Genomic DNA, 19,315 nt, shown 5'->3' on the forward strand with positions numbered 1-19,315 from the left:
CTCGAACTCCGCGTAGGCGACGCGCATGTCGTGCTCGCGGTCGTAGTGCTCGAACGGCAGCTCGTAGACGTAGGTGTTGCCCGACGCGTTGGTGTGCGTCCGTTCCTCCACCGTGATCGCCGCGCCTTTCTTGTTCCAGACCTTGCGGACAGGGGTGGGGACGAGGCGGCCGTTGGCGTCGTAGAGGTAGGCGTTGTGGTCGTAGCCGTAGAGGACCGCGAACTGCGTGCGGTACACCGTGCAGAGCTGGTCTGCCGAGACTCCCAGCATCAGTGCGACCAAGGCGTCGATCTCGACCAGCGCCTGCCGACGGTCTGCCGCGCGTCGCAGCGGCGTGTCGGGCGTCCACTCGGGGCCGACGTCGCCGAGTGTGGAGAACACGTGCTCGTCTGTGATCCAGGAATCCTCTGCGAACTGTGCGTTCCAGCACTCCCGCCAGAGATCCGAGTAGGCGTGAGTGATGCAGTTCAATCGCAGGGATCGCAACCGCAGTCCGGCAGACAATGGGTGGTCCAAGCGGAGCCGAGGCAAGCGATTCAGCGTTGCGAAGTGGATGTCACTCTTGGGGGAGGACCGGATGGAGAAGTCCAAGAGCAACGAAGACGTCCCCGCAGCCGCCATGATCAGCTCGTGGGTGGTTGGTGCACTAGCGGTGTATACCGGATTTACGTGGGCAGTCCCGGGCGGAACTATCGCCGCGATCAGGGTGCGCTCGCCCGCGTTCGCGGCCATCCTGCGCCAAGCGAGGCGGTACTCGTCGCGGGCAGGCTTGCCGTCCCAGTGGGTGTAGTCGGCGTCGTACTTCGCGCGCGGCCCGGCGGGCTTGTAGCTGGTCGCCGGGATGGCGTCGGGGGCGAGAGTCTCGAAGTCGGTCTCCGACCAGTCCTGGTTGTGCTTCATGGTCGGGTTGGGCTGCTTGTAGAGCGGCGTCGCGACGTGCAGGTGCGGCCCCTGCAAGATGGCGTCGTCCCAGCTCTCGGGGGCACCCCAGCGTTGGACGAAGTAGCCCTTCTGGCGGTCCATCTTCTCGTGCCAGCCCGCTGAGAACTTGAGCCCCAGTGATGCCATGCGTGCTCCCGCGGAGAGCACTCGCAGGGTCTCGGCGACCTCCCGGTTGACGGTGTAGAGCATCCGGGTCTGGCGGGCGTCCTGCAAGTCGGGATCAAGGATGTCACGCCACTCGCGGAGCGTCACTTCGTCGACGCGCTCGATGCGGCTGGCATGGGGCCGCTGGTCCCAGCGGCCCATGTGTTTGAACCCCGGCTGCTCACCCGAGCCGTCGTGGCGGAACGAGCGCTCAACGGTGTCCGGGTGGTACAACGCGGAAGCGTTGAGGAATCCCACATCGCGTGCCCGGCCCGAGACGTGGACCCCGTAGGAGACGAGGTGATGCACCTCTGCGAAGAGCTGGAGTTCGTTGACGAACTGCCAGTGGCGTCGCAGGCGAGAGTAGGTGGCCGACCTCACGGTGCCAGCCTTCTCGTCCGTGAGGTGACTCTCGGGATGGAGCAGGCTGACAATTCCGTGCGGCGATCCATGAGCCCAGGTGCTCAACATGAAACAGCGATACAAGTCCGGTTGAAGCCCCATCAACACCGGAAAATTGATCTCCGAGCCCGTGTAGGCCGAGACGGCTGCGACTGGAGCCACGCCGTCGAGCAGCACGTCGGTCATGCCGGGCAGCGACAGCGTCGCAGCCCGGCGCACAGCCCGCATCTCCTCGGATGGCTTGTTCTCGAGCTGCCACCAAGGGTCGCCCTCGGCAAGCATCGCGTCGCTGTCCTGCATCGGACGGACCCATGGAGGATTCCCGACCTGAAGGTCGAATCCGCCCCGGCCGAAGACGGGGGCGAAGTCGAGCTCCCAGTGGAAGAAGCCCTGATCGGCGGCCACGCGCTCACAGACCCGCAACCACGGGTGGGCGGCGAGGACGTCGTCGACGGGCTTCGCCAGTCCGGCGGCGAGTGCGAAGGCCTCGTTGTCGGCAAGCGTGCTCCAGATGTCGTCGGACTGGAGCGCTGCGGCGCCCTGGCTGGCGGCGCGGCGGCCGCTGCGGTTGGATCCCAGCAGTCCGGTGAGGGCGTCGATCCACTGGTCCCACGTCGGGGGCTCGATCTCCTCGCCGGTGAGCGGCCAGAACCAGAGCGCGCACCACGCGTCCATGACGCGTCGCAGGCGGCGGTAGGCGCCGTTGGGGTCCGCGAGGGACGCCTCGATCTGCTCCCGCGTCACGACTCCCACATTGGGGGTCACGTCACGGCCCCAGAGCCTGATCGGCCGCCGCGACTGCTCCTCGGCGACCATCAGGCGCCGGAGCGCCATGGTCCAGAGCTCCTCCACCTGGTAGGCGATCTCGACGAGCGCGTCGAGCTGCTTCTTGGAGGGCTTGGTGCGGAGTTGTTTGCGCCAGGCGTTGACGCGCCGCACCCGGTCGGGGATGAGTGCCTTCGCCTCCTTGCTCTGCGACGTCGACCCCCACCCCTCAGCCGGCAGCAGGAAATGGTGGATGCGGCCGTCAGTGTCGGTGGGTGCGAGGGAGTCCTGCGCGATGCGCTCGGCGAGGTCGGTGAGCGGGACTGCCTTGGCCGGCGTCGTCAGCCACGCCTTCGAGTTGACGTCGCTGCGGGAATAGACCTCGCGTCTGGCGCCGATCAGCGAGTTGCCCCGACGAAGCCTGAGGCCAAACCACGGGGCTTCGAGGCCCTTGCTCATCGTGTCGAGCCAGAGGGTGATCTCGGCGAACTCGACGGCGGTGGCGTTGAGATCGACGCCGTGGACGTTGTGCAGGGCGAGGTAGGCCTTCACCCGCTGCAGCTCCTCGGGGTAGTCCTCCGGCGGGATCTCCTTGCCGAGCTCGGCCTGCCGGCGACGGAGGTACTGCTCGGCGAGCTGACGGACCGCCTCGATGGCGAACGCGCCAGAGCCCATGGCCGGCTCGCAGACGCTGAGGGCGAGGATCTCGTCGGCGGTGGTCGTGGCGCTGTCCTGATCGAGCAGCTCTTCGAGCGCCTGGGAGACGACGAACTTCGTCAGCACCTCCGGCGTGTAATAGGACGCCGACTGCTGCCGCTCGCGGCCCGAGAGGCGGAACACGAACTGCCCCTGCCTATGGATGACGGGGCGCGGCTCGCCCGTGAGCTCGTCGACCTCGCGGACGAAGTCCTTCTCCGCGATGCCCTCGGCGCGCTCGGTGGGCACGACCCACGAGCCCTTCTCCGGGTGGCCGTCCTTCGCCACCTCGTAGAGATCGGTCTCCGCGAAGAAGCCCGTGTAGCTCATCAGGCCCTCGTACACCGCGCCGAGCTGGTTGATGCCGAGGTCGACGTAGCTGATGAAGCCACGGTCGCGGCCCTTCGACTCCTTGCTCAGCAGGAGCCGCCGGAGCACGTCCTGCAGCGCGCCATTGCCGAGCTTCACCTCCGAGATCAGCGCGATCGCCTCCGGCTTGAACAGATCGGCGCGCAGCGAGTGGAACTCGAGCCCGTCCGTCTGCCCGTCGGCGCTCTCGCCCGGGGCGTGGCCGCCGTCGATGAGGCGGAACAGGATGTCCAACGACTCGTAGAAGTGGGTGCCGGAGCGGCTGGTCGGCGTCGAGAGCTCGACCAAGGTGAGCTCCCGCAGGCGGTCGAGGCTGTAGCCGGCGTCGTACTCGGTCGCGCCGACGGGCAGCACGCCGAGCTCCGGCGATGCCTCCGCGTAGAGGAGGAAGAGGATGCGGTAGAGAAACCTGAGCGACTGCCGGGCCAATGGCTGCGCCTGCCCGGCGGGCAGCGGGTCGAGCCCGAGCGATTGACGCCTGGCCACCACTTCGTTGGCGATGATCTCGATGCTCCGACGGACGCCCTCGCGCAGGTCCTTGCTGACGCCCACCGTGTGCTTCACGGACTCCTCGAGCGTCGCCTGCCACCAGATCTGGCCGTCGGCGGTGGGCGCCAGCGACGCGGCCTCGAGGATCGTCAGGGCCTTGTCGATCTCCCCGCCGCGACGGCCGTCGTTGCGATCGGCGACGGTCTGCAGGTCGACGGCGAGGTAGCGCCCCTCAGCCCATCGCGCCTGCTCCGTGACGAGCAGCCAGCGTCCCGCGAGGATGAGCGCAAACTCCGGCCCGTCCTCCTCCTGCAACAGCGCCGATGCGGCGCGCGTCACGGAGGTCTCCACGGTCTTCTCGTCGCGCTGCCAGGGCTCCAGCAGCGGGAAGGGAGTGTCGCCGTCGCGGCTGAAGATCTCCTCGACGGCGTCCGCCGGCTCGGCATCGAGCATGGCGAAGGGCGCGGCCGACTCGACCCCGCGGGTGTTGTACCGGCGGATCGGCCCGTCCACCTCGACCTCGTACTCGTCGGAGTCGTAGCCGAGGACCGAGCGGAGGCGATCGTAGAGCTCGCCCACCTCCTCGGGGCTCGGGGCGTCGTCGGCGTGGAGGTTGGCGAGGTCGACGGCGAGCTGCCCGCGCGCCGCTGTGAAGCGCGATCGGCTCGTCTCCGTCTCGGCGTCGTCCCACGACTTGCGGCGCTCCAGCACCAGTTTCAGGAACGACTCGTTCTTCGCCTCGGTGGTGAAGAAGTGCTCGGAGAGGAAGTCCTCGCCGACGACGAGTGCATCACTCATGGCTGTTCCTTCGTGGGTGCGATCGGATGGTTATCGGGGAGGCTGGGGCGGGCGCTTCCCAGAGGGCCTCTCGTCGCCAGTCGTCGGGGAACCCCATCTCGCCGACCGTCCGGTGTTCGATGGGGAGGAACGACTCATCGACGAGGCCCCGCAGCTTGTGTGGCCACGACGTGCCCGGGGAGATGGTCTGCAACAGGAATCCCGTCAAGAGCAGCGCGCCATAGACCCGCTCGCTCTGCTGCGGGAGCGAGCCGAGCCCGGGGACGCTCCGCAAGGCGGTGCCGGACGCTGGGACGAAGGACATGTTCCAGAGCCGGGCGTGGTGTGCGCACACGTTCCGGACGATCGAGAGTTGCTGCAGCCAGCGCACCAGGGGATGCTCCTTCTTGGCCGATCGCGCTTGTCGTTTGCTGAGCCGCGTCAGATCGACATCGAGTCCCATACCTGCGGCGACCGTGTACTGGTCCCGGGTGCGCAGACCTTCGAAGAGGATGGAGAGATCGCTGAAGTCCAGCACCTCCACGAGGACCCAGATGGGCAGCGAGGGGCCGTACTTGGCCAGATGGTGTTGGACGAAGCTGCTGTTCCTGGAGGCCCGCTGGACCCGCTGCCCGGCCTTCTGGACCCAGGCACCGTGCTGGAAGGTCGGCCTGGATTCCTGCGGCGAACGATGGGCGAGCGGCCCTCGGAGCCCGAGGATCTGGCTGATCTGGGACCGGAGCGCCACCTCCACCCGTTCGAGCCCGTCGAGCACCAACGAGCGCAGCTTGCGGTCGAACTCGTAGAGGGCCGCGACGCTGGCGAAGTCGGTGTTCGGCAGGAACTCGTCCGCTCGAGTGACGGCGTCAATTGGGCGTCGATAGGGGTACCAGTAGCCGGAGAGCCGGTAGTAGTGAACCTGGGAGAGCCACTGGCTCGCCTGTCGCTCGTCGACGGTCATCCCGCGGTCCGTCAGCAACCGGATCTGCTGGGCGATCGTCGTCGCAGGCTTGATCGGCTGCATCATCGTCGACGTCCCGAAAGAGATCCAGCCCACACCAGAGGGATCTGGGCGGGCTGAACGGTTGATTCCACGGTACCAGCCTGCTTGCGCGCGAACAACACCGTCACACCTACCGATCCTGTCCGAACGAGTCCGGGACCACGACCAGCAGCGGCCTGACGAGGCGCCGCGTCGGGCGCATGTCCTCGATCACCTGCTGCTCCTGCGCGACGGTCATGCGCCGATTGCGCACGAGCTCGCGCTGGGCGACCTCCGCCGCTCGCTCCTGCCAGTCGCTCGTGCGGGCGCTCCAGCGCTCGATGCGCTGCTCGGCGGCATCCTTCGCGTAGGCCATCGTCGCTTCGAGGGCCACCTCGGCGTGCGCGACGGCTGGCTCGATGAATGCCTGCAGCCGATCGGTGTCGAGCGCGCCGGGGTTGATCATCTCCGAGCCGAATCCGATCTGCTCGAACAGCTCCCTGGCGGACGCGCGCACCTCGGGCAGCGCGAACGTGGGGTTGTCGGAATTTGGGAACTGCACGTCCACCCACGACACCGCCACCGTCTGGCCGTGCCGGTTGGTGAGGGTGCCGACGAGCAGCACATGCGGCTCGTCGACGTCGCCCCGCACCGCGAACACCTCGTTGCGGGCCAAGCTGGCGAGAGCGCGATCGGCGGCCCAGTCGAGGACCGGGTGCAACGGGCTCAGGTAGTGCGCCGTCGGCCACGTCGAGTCCGACGTGTCGGTGAGCGCGTCGGCAAGCAACTGCTTGCCCTTCTGCTTCGTCACCGCCAGCCGAAGCACCTCGGTGACGCCGCGGTCCTTGAGGTAGGCCTGCGGGAGCACCTCGAGCCGCTGCCGCAGGTCTGCGGGGGGCCTGAACTCCACCGTCTGGTCCTGAGGGTGCTCGCGCCACTCGACGCCGCCCTTCTCGACCGGGGCGTGTGGCGTCGGGAAGGCGACCAGGAGCGCCTCGCGCAGGAAGTCCACGTCGGCGGCGTACAGCCCCGAGGACGACGCCCCCGCCTCGACGACCGGAGACTCCTCCGGAGCCGGGAGGGCCGCGAGGTCCGCGAAGAATGCGTCGACGAAGTCGAGGTCGTCGCTGAGCTGTATCGGCGAGCGGACGACGTCGTCGAACTCCGACTCGCCCGCGAGCACCGCCGCGATCGCGTCCTCCTCGGCCCGCACCGAATGGCAGCCCATGAGCATGGCGGCGTCGCCGAGCGCGCGGTGCGCCTCCGCCTCCTTGTCGACGAGCCGCGTCAGCACGCGGATGTCGCCCGAGAAGCGCGGCGTGCTCGGGCTCAGCAGCAGCGTGGTGATCTGCGGCGGGGTGAGCTGGCCGTAGCGGTCGATGCGGCCGTTGCGCTGCTCAATGCGGATCAGGCTCCACGGGATGTCGTAGTGGATCATTTCGTGGCACTGCTTGTGGAGGTTGACGCCCTCGGAGGCGACGTCGCCCGTCACCAACACGCGAATGGGAGAGTGCGCCTGCTTGAAGCTCTCGACGATGTCCTGCTGCTCGACGTCGCTGAGGCCGCCGTGCAGGAGCTGCACCTGCTCGGGCTTGAACCCGAAGCTCTTGCGCAGTCGATCGCGCAGGTAGTGGAGCGTCTGGACTCGTTCGGAGAAGACGACCGCGCGCATCGGGCTGGCCTTGCCGACGCCGATGCCCTTCAGATACTCAACGAGCGCGTCGTACTTGGAGCTGCGCTGATGCGTCGGCTCGTTCAGGGCGAGGAGGCGACGCAGCGCGTCCCGCTCCCGTTGCTCGGCGGGGGAGAAGCCGTCGACCCGGCTGAGGCGCTCCCGCACCGTCGCTGCGAACGCTGCCGGCGACGACAGAAACGCCTTCGCGAGCACCCACTGGAAGAGCTTGCCCTTGCCGGAATAGGGCGACGAGCCGTGACGCGGGTAGAGCCAGACCTCGGCGAGCTCGTGCGCGACGGCGTCCTCATCGGGGGAGGCGTCGATCAGACGGTGCTGGATGGGCTTGCGCTCGGCCCAGTCGGCGCCGACGACCTTGGCCACCTCGTCGCTGTGGCGGTGACGGCGGATGACCAGCCGGGCCACGTCGTCCTTGTCGAGCTGGCCCTGAGGCGAGACCGCCGTCGGCTCCAGCAGCCGGATCAGCTCGGCGAACGACTCGGCGTTGCCGTTGTGGGGCGTCGCGGAGGCGAGGAGCAGGGCGTCCGTGGTGGGCGCAAGGATGCGGGCGAGGCGATTGTTCTGCGTCGCGGAGTTGGTGACGTTGTGCGACTCGTCGATCACGACGGCGTCCCACTTGTGCTTGCGCAGATCGTGCGAGAAGCGGTCCTGCTTCAGGGTGTCCATCGAGATGATGACGCGGTTGAAGTAGGTGAACGGATTGCGGGTGGCGGGCAGCTTCTGCTTCACGCGTTGCACGCCGATGGAATCCAGGCGGACGAACGGGATCGCGAATCGCGTCCACATCTCGTGCTGCATCTGCTCGAGCACGTGCCGGGGGCAGACGATCAGGATGCGGTCTCCGCGCCCGCGACGGATCAGCTCGGAGAGGATCATGCCGATCTCCAGCGTCTTGCCGAGGCCCACCGCGTCGGCGATCAGCAGCCGTGGGCGCAGGGCTTCCGGGCTCAACGCGCGCCGCACGGCGGTGTGCTGGTAACTGAGTTGGTCCGCCAGCGCGTCCGTGGAGACGGTGAGATGGTCGTCGGTGAGTGGTAGCGGGGTCTTGCGGACCGTCGCCTCGAGCCAGAGGCGGGCGTCTCGGTAGCCGGGGGAGTCGTCGCCCCGCACCGTGGCCTTGCGCGGATCGAGGACCTCGATGTGATCGAGCGACTCATAGAACTGCGCCGACTGGCCCTTGACCAACTCGCTCAGCCCCTGCGCCTGGATGAGCAGCCCGTCCGACGTCGAGCGGGCCTGCGTGACCAGCCACACCTCGTCGCGTACCACCACCACAGATCCGGGAGCGACTTCTAGCGTCGCGGCCAATTGCGCCATGTCCGGGATCCTATCGGGGCCGTATGACGGTTTGCGCGGCGTGGCTTGTCAAAGGAACTTGGGGGCTGTGTGGATGGGGGTCTCGATACGGCGCTGCGCGCCTACTCGACCATCTGGCGGGCGGGCTCGACCATCAGGGAGGGCGGAACCGCCGTCGGTGGGCGCTGCGATACTGGGCGCATGGAGCAGTTCTCGGGCCCGACGCGCGCGTGGTTCGAGCGCGCGCTGGGGGAGCCGACCAAGGTGCAGCGCGAAGCCTGGGACGCCATCTCGCGCGGGGAGAACGCCCTTGTCATCGCTCCGACGGGGTCGGGAAAGACGCTCGCGGCGTTCCTCTGGGCGATCGACCGCCTGATCGCGGAGCCGCGCCCCGCAGCCCCCGCCACCCGCGTCCTCTACATCTCACCGCTCAAGGCCCTCGGCGTCGACGTCGAGCGCAACCTCCGCGCCCCACTCCGCGGCATCTCCGACGAGACCCTCGCCTCGGGCGGGGCTCCGGCCGAGGTCCGCGTCGGCGTGCGTTCGGGCGACACGACGCCCGCCGGGCGTCGCGCCCTCCTCACCACCCCGCCCGACATCCTGATCACCACGCCGGAGTCGCTGTTCCTCATGCTCACGTCGTCGGCGCGCGAGACGCTCACCGAAGTCGGCACGGTGATCGTCGACGAGGTCCACGCCGTCGCGGGCACCAAGCGCGGGGCGCACCTCGCCGTCTCGCTCGAGCGCCTCGACGACCTCCTTGCCTCCCCGGCGCAGCGCGTCGGCCTCTCCGCGACGGTCGAGCCGCCCGAGGAGGTGGCCCGCTTCCTGGGCGGCGCGCGGCCGGTCACGATCGTCAGACCAGCCTCCCACAAGCGCTGGGACCTGTCGGTGGAGGTCCCCGTCCGGGACATGGCCGACCTCACCCGCGACCAGCCCTCCGACGACCCCCGCCGCCAGCACTCCATCTGGCCGCACATCGACGAGCGTGTCCTCGACGAAATCCTCGCCCATCGCTCGACGCTCGTCTTCGCCAACTCCCGGCGCACCGCCGAGCAGGTCACCGACCGCCTCAACGCGCTCCACGCCGCCCGCGCGGAGGAGGCAGGCGAGGCCCCGCCCGCAAACCCCCTCGCCAGAGCCCACCACGGCTCCATCTCCAAGGAGCAGCGCGCCCAGATCGAGGACGCTTTGAAACGCGGGGAACTGCGGTGCGTCGTCGCCACCAGTTCGCTCGAGCTCGGCATCGACATGGGCGACATCGACCTCGTCATCCAGCTCGCCGCGCCGTTCTCCGTCGCGTCCGGCCTCCAGCGCATCGGCCGCGCGGGCCACCACGTCGGCGCCGCGTCGGAGGGCATCATCTTCCCGACGCACCGCGCGGACCTCGTCGCGGCCACGGTCGTGGCGGACCGCATGCTCGCCGGCGCCGTCGAGTCCACCCGCACCGTCGCCAACCCCCTCGACATCCTCGCCCAGCACACCGTCTCCGCCTGCGCGCTCGGGTCGCTCGCCGTCGACGACTGGTGGCACACCCTGCGCCGCTCGGCCCCGTTCGCGGACCTGCCGCGCGACGCCTTCGACGCCACCCTCGACCTCCTCGCCGCCGTAGCGGGGGCGCTGTCCGACGCCGTGGGGCGCGGCGCCCTGCCGGACCTGTCGCTCGAGCTGATCGCCGGCGAGGCGGCGGGTTCGCAGTCGGGGCTGGCGAGGGAGTTTGCGGAGGCGCTGAGGGCCCTGGGTGCCTATTCGACACCCAAGGCCCTCAGGCTGCGGCGGTGAGCGGCGGACGCCTCAGACGCCCGTGTTCGGGAGGCTGGGCTTGGCCGGCTTGGTGGGCTTCGTGTCCTTCTTCACGCGCAGGTCCAGCCCCGGCCACTCGGCCTGGCCGACGATGCCCTCCTTGATGAACGCGGAGTACATGAAGTGCTTGGTCATCGCCTCGATGTCCTCCGAGTGGCCGGGGTCGATGACGACTTCGCCCGAGAGGTCCTCCCCGTCGGTCCAGGAGATGGTCAGCGGCTTCTCGAAGTAGTTGTGGAACGTGACGGAGCCGTGGTCGATGGAGAGGCCGTAGCGCTCTTCGGCGTTGGCGGTGAGCGTGGAGGCGAAGGCCGTCAGCACGAGCACGAGTGCAGCGACTGCGGTGGTGACGCGGGTAATGGTGGTGCGCATGGCAGGTCCTTTCAAGCCGGTTGCGGGTGTGTGTCCCTTCACCCATCTGAACGCGGTGACCCCAGCGCCCGGTTGACACCGGACTCGGACGAATTTCGCCGGGCCGGCAGATGCGGCCTCCTTGCCTGCCGTGCCAAAATGGCGAGGATGGCAGCCGAGGCGTGGGAGAGACTCGTCGCGACGTACAGCGTCGACGACGTGCAGCTCGCTGCCCGCTACGCGCTCGACCCCGACGTGCTCCTCGAGGTCTCCGGCGCCGACCGCATCGGCGACCTCAGCCCCGGCAACGTCTCCTCATTCGGGCACGTGAGCTCCGCCTGGTTTGACAGCCTCCGTCAGGGAGACGCCCGGGACATCGGCCTCGCCCACGACCTGCGCGGCGCGCTCGAACGCCGGCAGTGGCTCTGGCTGGGTGAGATCTCCGCCGACGATCTGGCTGCGGCCCAGGAGCGGGTCGGCTACGGGCTGCTGCGTCAGGCAGGCCCAGCGCGCGACGGCCTGATCCCCGTCGCGATGAATCCCTGCGCCTTCGTGCGCCACTGGCTCCACGGCACCGACGATCAACAGCGCTTCATGCGGTGGGCGGTGGAAGGCACCGACTCCATGCGCATCTCCCGCCAGGACCTCGCCGCGCTGCGCGACGCCGGCGTACCGATCCTCCACCGGCACCCGCTGCTGCGGTTCCTGCGCTCCCCGAAGGTGATCGCCTACCTCGTCGTGCTCATCTACTCCTCACTGCGCGCGCTGCCAGTGATGTTCGTGAAGCAGTTTCACGGCAAGGTGTGGATCATCTGGGCGATCGACCTCATCACCGCCATCCCGTACACGTGGGGCATCATCGCGATGGTCGCCGCCCGCAAGACGAGCACACGGATACTGGGGATGGTCGTCGCGCTGACCACCTTCGTCGCGCCCTACATCTACTTCTGGACCCACGGCCGGGGTTACCCGTGGTTTGTGACGGTCATCGTCATAGGGATGATCGTCGCTGCGATCGTGCTCGAGGGGTGGCGTTGGCTACGAGACCACGTGGTCGCCCGCAGCCTTCGTGCGGCCCCGGACATCGCGTAGCATCCCGCTGACGAGGAACCAGCCGCCGCCCAGCCAGAACAGCACCAACAGCCACGTCGGCCGCACCGGGTGCAGCGCGACGAGGGCGCCCGTGGCGACGACCCACGTGAGGATCGCGGCGATGTTGATCGCCATGAACTTCCTCACCCGGAACGGGTGCGTGTAGTGGGTGGGCACCAGGGTCAGCACCGCGAGCACCAGCGTGATGACGATGTTTGCCCAACCGGGCGTGGCAAGGACGTACATCGCCACCGCGACGACGTTCCACGCGGCGGGGAAGCCGACGAAGTAGTGGTCGGTGGACTTCCAGTTGGCGTTGGCGTAGCAGAACATCGACGAGATCAGCACGACGATCGCCAGCAGCTCCGGCACCGGTTTGGGGCCCATCGGCAGGTGGATCGCCATGAACACCGCAGGGATGAACGTCCACGTGAGGTAGTCCACGACGATGTCGACCACCCCGCCGTCAAACCACGGCAGCACCTCCTTCACCCGCGCGCGGCGGGCGAGCGTGCCGTCGACCCCGTCGATCATCATCGCGATCGCGAGCCACAACCACATCCACGCGATCCGCCCCTCGATGAGCGCGACGGTGGCGAGCATCGCAAACACGAAGCCGCTCAGCGTGAGTGCATGCACCGCCCACGCGCGAGCCCGATCTGCCGAATTGGAAAACGCCATTCCGCAAGTGTGGCGCATGCCCCGCAGCCGAGCCCAACTGGCCCGCCGTAGGCGACGGGACCTGCTCACTCCGGCTGCGCGGTGCGTTTCTCCTCCACACCCACGACGACAGCGCCCGGCCCCACGAGTACCCAGCTACCGTCCTCGTCACGACGGGGCGCAGCCCAGCTCGCCAGCAGCGGCCCCGTCACGGGGAGGGGCTTCTCGCCCTGGGCCCGAGTGGCGGCCACCACGAAGCCGGGGCGACGCATGAGCAGGGTGTCGTCGTCGACGACCTCGACGCGCGTGGCGCTGAGGGAGGGGTCCGTCGCGCCGGGGAGGACCTCGCGGAGCGCCAGCAGCGCGCGGTACCACTCGAGCATCCGACGATGCCCCTCGCGCTCGCGCTCGTCCCAGCGCAGTTTGGCTGACGTGAACGTCGCCTCGGCCTGAGGATCGGGGACCTCGTCGCTCCACCCCATCTCGGCGAACTCGCGCGCGCGACCCTCGGAGACGAGTGGGGCCAGCTCGTCTCCGAGGTCGGCGAAGAACGGGAACGGTGTCGAGGCCGCCCACTCCTCGCCCATGAAGATCATCGGCGTGAACGGGGCCAGCAGGAGAAGCGCGGCGGCTGCGGCCTGGCGGTCGGCGTCGCGCAGGCGGTCGCCGGCGGCGCGGTTACCCACCTGGTCATGGTTCTGGATGAACGTGATGAATGAGTGCCCGTCGTACAGCGGAGTGGTGGGCTCTACGGGTGCGCCCCAGTCTTCGCCGCGGAACGTCGAATATGTGCCGTCGTGGATGAATACCCTAGTGAGTGCCTTGTCGAGCACCTCGGCGGTGCCGAAGTCGACGTAGTATCCCTGCGTCTCGCCGGTAAAGAATGCGTGCAGCGCGTGGTGCACGTCATCGGCCCACTGGGCGTCCATGCCGCGTGCGAAGGCGACGGAGTTCGTCGGGCTCACCATGGATGGCTGGTTCAAATCCGACTCAGCGGTGATGAACAACGGGCGGCCGAGCTCCTGCTCCCAAGCGAGGGATGCGTCGGCGATCTCCGCGAGGAAATGCTGCTCCGAATCGTCCGCGAGCGCGTGCACCGCGTCGAGGCGCAACCCGTCGCACTGGAACCGCGCGAGCCACTGATGCGCTGCTCCGAGGAAGAACGCGCGCACCTCGTCGGCGTGCTCCTGATCCAGGTTGAGTGCCGCACCCCACGGCGTCTGGTGCTTGTCCGTGAAGTAGGGCCCGAACTCCCCGAGGTAGTTGCCCTCCGGGCCGAGGTGGTTGTAGACGACGTCGAGGATCACGCCCAGCCCGCGCGCGTGGCAGGCGTCGATGAACCGCACGAACGCCTCCGGCCCGCCGTACGCCTGATGCACGGCATATTGCCCGACGCCGTCGTACCCCCAGCCCCAGCGCCCAGGAAAATCCGCGACGGGCATCACCTCCACCGCGTCGACGCCCAACTCGACAAGGTAGTCCAGCTTGCCGATAGCCGCATCGAAGGTGCCCTCGTCAGTAAACGTGCCGACGTGCAGCTCGTACAGCACGCCGCCGCGGAGATCGACGCCCTCCCACTGTGGGCGGTCGATGGCTGCGGGGTCGACGATGCGGCTGGCGCCGTGCGGACCGTCAGGCTGGGCGAGGCTGCGTGGATCCGGGCGAGGCGAGCCGCCGTCGAGGGAAAAGGCGTAGCGGGAGCCGGGTTCGAGCGCGGCGTCGGCTACCCACCAGCCGGCGCGTTCTGCGTCGGGGTGCATCGGTCGGGAAGTTTCATCGACGACGAGGTCGACGCGGTTGGCTCGGGGTGCCCACAGTGCTGGACGGGTGAAATCACGCATGATCCCAGCCTAAGGGAGGGGAGTGCCACGACGAGCGTGCGAAGCGTCAGAGCTCGAGCGCGTTGGGAGGGTCTGTGGCGGAGAAATCCTGATGGCTTGGAGGAACCCGGAGGCTTCCGGCTCGGCCAGCACGATCGCCATCATCACAGAGGAGTCGATGATCACGCGGGCAGCCCATCGTCTCCGTAGAGGTACTGGTCAGATGGGGTGTCATCGAGGCGAGGGAGACGTTTGGCACGCTCGATGATGCTCATGATGTAGGCGTTGGACATGCTGCGGCTGCGTGCTCGCTGCACGCGCGCATGGCGCTCCTCGATAGAGCGGCGCACGGCCGTCGTGAGCGACTCGCCGGTGAGTGCCGCGAGCTCCCGTGCGAGTGCGTCAGTGGCTGGGTCTTTGACATTGATCGCCATAGTTCTATCTTCATCGACGAGTTAGGTAGAACTGGGTAGATAATTGGGCCAGATTACTCCCTGGACTGCTCAGGCACGAGCAGCGCGACGGGGTAGGTGCCGAGAACATCGGCGACGGGGGTCTGTCCGCCCGAGACCACCTCGTCGGTGAACAGGTTGCGGAAGGTGCCGTCGGGCAGGAAGAGCGTGTGATCGCCCCAGCCGTCGCGCTCGGCGAGCTTCGCGGCGAGCCGCGTGACGACGGTGATGGCCGCCACCTCGTCGCCCGTGCCACGTGAGAACGCCACCGCGTGGCCCGTGGTGGAGGCGATGGGGTGATACTGTGCGCTCGGCCCGCGGTACGCGTCGGCGTGCTCACGACGGTGGCGCAGCGCCAGGCTGGTGACGAACAGCTTCTCCGTGTCGAGATCTGTAGGCGGGTTCTCTTGCAGCGACGCGAGGATGCCTGCGCGACGGTAGAAATCCACTTCGCGGCGGTTGTCGGGGTCGACGAGCGAGAGGTCGACGACCTCGCAGCCCTGATACACGTCGGGCACACCCGGCATGGTGAGCTGGAGCAGCTTCTGGCCGAGAATGTTGGCCCGCACGGATTCGGCGGTGATCTGGGTAAACGCATCGAGCGCCGCGGCAACATCGTCGCTTCCGAGCGCGAACGCAGCCAGCTCTTGCACCGCGGCCTCGTACTGCTCGTCGGGCTCAGTCCAGCCGGTGTAGCGCTTGGCCTCGCGCATGGCCTTCGTGAGGTACGCGGCGAGCCGCTCGGCGGTGATGGGGTGCTGCCCGGCAGCGGTACCCGGAAGGCGCCACTCGGCAACCAACGTCTGCCACAAGAACAGCTCGGTGGCGCCGTCGACGAGCTCTGAACGCTCGTCGGCAACCGCCGCGCGCAGCTCCGACAAACATGTTTCCCACTCGCGTGGGAACTCGGTGAGTGCCGCCAGTCGAGCGCGGACGTCTTCGGAGCGTTTCGTGTCGTGGGTGGACAAGGTGGTCATCGCGCTCGGCCACAGCCTGGTTTGCTGCTCGCTAAACTCGTGGAACGCGTCAGGCGGCAGGCCCACCACCGTCGGCTCCGTACCCACCTCGTTCACCGCGATGAAGCGGTTCCAGCGGTAGAACGACGTGTCTTCCTTCGACTTCGCCATCACCGGCCCGCACGTCTGCGCGAACCGCACCATGAACTCGGCGCGCAGCACGCCCACCTCGTCGCGCTCATCGGGAAACTCGGTGGTGACTTCCTCCGCATCCACTGCGGGCAGCGTCTCAGCCCCGCACCCCTCGTCGCCGGTGCCAGGCTCGCCCATGGCGAGCGCGAGCACGAGGTCGAGGGTGTCTTGCTCGTCGTCGGTGAGGTTGGGGCGCGCGCGATCGGCGGCGTCGATGAGCACCTGACGCTCCTCGTCACTCGCAGGCAGGCCGGGCTCGACGTAGGCGCGGTAGCGATCCATGCCGATGAGCAGCTCGATGATGGCGTGCATGATTTGGCGGCGAGTGTGGTCGCGGAGACGGATGTCGGCGTCGCAGATGGCGACGACGATGGACGTGAGGCGGTTCACCTCGGTGAACAGCATCGTTTCGACGACCTCGTGCTTCGCCTCGATGAGGGCGGCATGGAAGCCCTGGGCCGACTCCGTCGCCCGCTCCCAGATGTCGTTCAACCGTGGCAGGGCAGCGGATTCGTGGAACAGGCCGGTGATGCGCTGCAGCGCATCGTAGCCCGTGGTGCCGGCGCAATCGAACGCCTGGGGGAGCACCTCGTCGGCTTCGAGAATTTTCTCCGCGACGATCCACGCGCCGTCGGTGACTTCGTGCAGCCTAGCAACGTAGGCTCGCGGATTGGCGAGACCATCGATGTGGTCGAGCCGGAAGCCCTGGAACAGCCCCTCGCGGTAGAGCTCCAGCAGCTTCGCGTGCGTCGCGTCGAACACCGCCGGATCTTCCACGCGCACCGCGGCGAGCGTGTCGACGTCGAAGAATCGCCGGTAGTTGAGCTCCTCAGAGCCGACGCGCCAATGCGCCAGGCGATACCACTGGTGTTCAAGCAGCTCGGCGATGGGCAATTCCTCGGTGCCAGGGCGCACCGGGAATACGTGGTCGAAGTAGCTCACGACGGGCTGCTCGCCGAGCCCCGGCACGCTGCGGGTTTCCACCTTGATATTGCCCGACGACAGCTCCTTGCCGATTTTCTCTCCCAGCACCGGCATCAAAATGGCCTGGTCGCTGGAGAGATCCATGTCGAACCAGCGCGCGTACTGCGAATCGGCGCCGCTGCGCATCACGTCCCACAACGCGGTGTTCAACCACATGGGCGTGGGCACTGACATGTGGTTGGGCACCACGTCGACCACGAGTCCCAGCCCATGCTCCGACGCAGCCGCAGCCAGCCGGCGGAAACCCTCTTCGCCGCCCAGATCGTCGGAGACGCGCGAGTGGTCGACGACGTCGTAGCCGTGCATGGAGCCAGGTGCGGCCTGCAAAATAGGCGAGCAGAACACGTGCGTGACGCCGAGCGCCTGCAAATACGGGATGCGGCCGGCGGCGTCGTCGAAGGTGAACGACGGCGTGAGCTGGAGACGGTACGTGGAAGCGGGGGTGTTCAACACGCTTGCCAGCCTAGAGCATGCGCTTGACAATTCCGCCCGAACGCGAATGCGACGATGCCACACGCTTGATTGCCGCACCCGGCCTGGAACACTAGATGCACCAACACCCAACCGACGCGCCAGCCGCAGCACACGAACCGATACGGCCGCAGCGCATCCCACGAAAGGACGCACTCAATGCTGAGCTCCGCACCGAAGGTCGTGCTCGCCGACGCGCTCACCAAAGTGACGCCGCGCTGGGAGCCGTCGGAGCCCCCGGCGTCGCTCAGCGGTTGGCAAGGGGAGACGGTGTCGTTCCAGATCGCTTGGCGCCCCGTCGACACCGACAGGCTGTCCGCCCCGCACACGTTGCGGGTTGCCGTCGAAAGCGATGGGCCGGTGGCGGTGTCGGTGGTCGACCTCGTGCCGGTGCAGGTGCCCTGTTGGGAGGAGCGCGACGACGGGTACATCCTCGCCCAGCCGGGCATGCTGCCCGACGTGCTGCGTCCCACCGAATCCTCGGACATCACCGTGCGGCCCACGCACATCGGGTGGCACGCGCTGTGGGTGGACGTGACGCTGCCGGCCAGCGAGGTGCGCGTGCGGGTCACCACCGATGACGCCGTTTTACTCGAAGCCACCCTCCCCGTGGCCACTGTCGACCGGCCGCTCCCGGAGCACGGCGTGGAATACACCCAGTGGTTCCACGCCGACTGCCTCGCCACCCACTACAACATCGAACCCTGGAGCGAAGAGCACTGGCGCATCGTCGAACAGCAGCTTCGCGCGGCCCGAGACATGGGCGTCACCTCGGTGCTCACCCCGGTGTGGACCCCGCCCCTCGACACCGCCGTCGGAACTTACAGACGCTCCACGCAGCTGCTCGACATCACACTCGACGGCGACGAGTACTCGTTCGGCACCTCCAAGCTCGACCGCTGGATGACCCTCCTTGCTGCCGTCGGCATGCGCGAGGTGGAGGTGCCGCACCTGTTCACGCAATGGGGCGCGAAGGCCACGCCGCGCTTCACCATCACCGTCGACGGGCGCCCGCAGGAGCGCTTCGGGTGGGACGTGCCCGCCACCGACCCCTCCTATCAGCACTTCCTCGCCGTCCTCGTTCCGTTCCTCAAAGGCTATTTCGACGAACGCGTCGGGCTCCGCCACACCCTGTTCCATATCTCCGACGAGCCCAGCAGCGAGCACCTCGATTCCTACAGGGAGGCGCTAGGCGTCGCCAAACCCCTGCTCGACGGGGCGCGCGTGATCGACGCGCTCTCTCACCCCGATTTCGTGGAGCTCGTGGCGGAACCCGTCGTCGCGACGGATGCCGTGCCGGCGTTTCGGGAGGCCGGTATCGAGCCCCGGTGGGTGTACTACTGCGTGGGGCAATCGTGGAAGGTGTCGAACCGATTCATTGCGCAGACGGCCATGCGCACGCGTGCGCTGGGGTGGCAGCTCTACAAGGCGCAGGCGCAGGGTTTCCTCCACTGGGCGCTCAACTTCTATTCGCGGCAGCTCTCCCAGGGCCCCGTCGACCCGTTCCGTGAGACGAGCTCCGGTGGGGGATTTCTAAGTGGCGACGCGTTCATCGTGTACCCCGGCCCCAACGGGCAGGCGTGGCCCTCGCTGCGCCACCGCCTCATGCGCGACGCGTTCGACGACCTGGCCGCCGCACGCGGCGCCGAAGCGGTGCTGGGCAGGGAGGCGGTGTTGGCGATCATCGACCCGAACGGCGACCTCGACTACGCCTCCGGGTGGGTTTCGGGCACGGAGTGGCTCCGTCGACGACACGCCCTCGACGAAGCGGTGCGCGACGCGGGGTGTCGCCAAGGCTGATTCTCCTGGGGTGCCGCTGGCTGGAGTTCTGTTAGGGAGAAACCATCCTCGAGTCTGAGAATCGCCGTTGATTGACGCAGGTGATGTTTGTGCACTTCTTCGATGACTACAGGATGATCGTCGGCCCGGGCCGGAACGGACTGCTGTTGGAGGTTGCAGTCAATTCCAGAGGGCAGATT

Annotated in this window: 11 protein-coding genes; 3 read left to right on the forward strand and 8 right to left on the reverse strand. The window is 68.0% G+C overall.

The window, feature by feature from the left end:
* From Q0X61_RS02015 to Q0X61_RS02025, 3 genes are all read right to left on the reverse strand, one after another.
* On the reverse strand, positions 1-4,605 hold a 4,605-nt coding region (locus Q0X61_RS02015), incomplete at its 3' end, for a class I SAM-dependent DNA methyltransferase (RefSeq protein WP_297739838.1).
* Positions 4,598-5,611 carry an Abi family protein gene (locus Q0X61_RS02020; RefSeq protein WP_297739840.1) on the reverse strand — a complete coding sequence of 338 codons (1,014 nt, stop codon included), beginning with the start codon at positions 5,609-5,611 and terminating at the stop codon, positions 4,598-4,600. The genes Q0X61_RS02015 and Q0X61_RS02020, both read right to left, overlap by 8 nt.
* 106 nt (positions 5,612-5,717) lie before the next feature.
* Complete coding sequence (locus Q0X61_RS02025; RefSeq protein ID WP_367270692.1) at positions 5,718-8,576, reverse strand: helicase-related protein; 2,859 nt, start codon at positions 8,574-8,576, stop codon at positions 5,718-5,720.
* A 180-nt stretch (positions 8,577-8,756) separates the two neighbouring features.
* Here Q0X61_RS02025 and Q0X61_RS02035 point away from each other — a divergent pair, with 180 nt between their 5' ends.
* A complete protein-coding gene (locus Q0X61_RS02035; RefSeq protein WP_367270693.1) occupies positions 8,757-10,337 on the forward strand; it encodes a DEAD/DEAH box helicase in 1,581 nt (526 codons plus the stop codon).
* Positions 10,338-10,349: 12 nt separating this feature from the next.
* On the opposite strand, the gene Q0X61_RS02040 is transcribed toward Q0X61_RS02035, so the two are convergent.
* A complete protein-coding gene (locus tag Q0X61_RS02040) occupies positions 10,350-10,730 on the reverse strand; it encodes a hypothetical protein (protein WP_297739842.1) in 381 nt (126 codons plus the stop codon).
* Between the two features lie 138 nt (positions 10,731-10,868).
* Between Q0X61_RS02040 and Q0X61_RS02045 the strand changes: the two genes are divergently transcribed.
* Positions 10,869-11,801 (forward strand): cytochrome C oxidase subunit IV, encoded by a 933-nt coding sequence (locus Q0X61_RS02045; protein ID WP_297739844.1) that lies wholly within the window; start codon positions 10,869-10,871, stop codon positions 11,799-11,801.
* Here the strand turns inward: Q0X61_RS02045 and Q0X61_RS02050 are convergent.
* The 4 genes from Q0X61_RS02050 to treY all read right to left on the reverse strand — a co-directional run bounded on the left by Q0X61_RS02050 (position 11,748) and on the right by treY (position 17,318).
* Positions 11,748-12,482, reverse strand: coding sequence for a phosphatidylcholine/phosphatidylserine synthase (locus tag Q0X61_RS02050; RefSeq protein WP_297739846.1), 735 nt, complete (start codon positions 12,480-12,482; stop codon positions 11,748-11,750). The genes Q0X61_RS02045 and Q0X61_RS02050 overlap by 54 nt on opposite strands.
* A gap of 65 nt (positions 12,483-12,547) precedes the next feature.
* Positions 12,548-14,302 carry a malto-oligosyltrehalose trehalohydrolase gene (gene treZ, locus Q0X61_RS02055; RefSeq protein WP_297739848.1) on the reverse strand — a complete coding sequence of 585 codons (1,755 nt, stop codon included), beginning with the start codon at positions 14,300-14,302 and terminating at the stop codon, positions 12,548-12,550.
* 161 nt (positions 14,303-14,463) lie between these two features.
* The gene (locus tag Q0X61_RS02060) at positions 14,464-14,715 is read right to left on the reverse strand and encodes a type II toxin-antitoxin system VapB family antitoxin (RefSeq protein ID WP_297739850.1); all 252 of its coding nucleotides are present in this window, start codon (positions 14,713-14,715) and stop codon (positions 14,464-14,466) included.
* A gap of 53 nt (positions 14,716-14,768) precedes the next feature.
* Positions 14,769-17,318 carry a malto-oligosyltrehalose synthase gene (gene treY, locus Q0X61_RS02065; RefSeq protein WP_297739852.1) on the reverse strand — a complete coding sequence of 850 codons (2,550 nt, stop codon included), beginning with the start codon at positions 17,316-17,318 and terminating at the stop codon, positions 14,769-14,771.
* A gap of 177 nt (positions 17,319-17,495) precedes the next feature.
* Between treY and Q0X61_RS02070 the strand changes: the two genes are divergently transcribed.
* Entirely contained in the window at positions 17,496-19,136 is a 1,641-nt protein-coding gene (locus Q0X61_RS02070) for a DUF4091 domain-containing protein (RefSeq protein ID WP_297739854.1), read from the forward strand.
* Positions 19,137-19,315 lie beyond the last annotated feature (179 nt).

The organism is uncultured Tessaracoccus sp., assembly GCF_947255005.1.
Lineage (GTDB): Bacteria > Actinomycetota > Actinomycetes > Propionibacteriales > Propionibacteriaceae > Arachnia.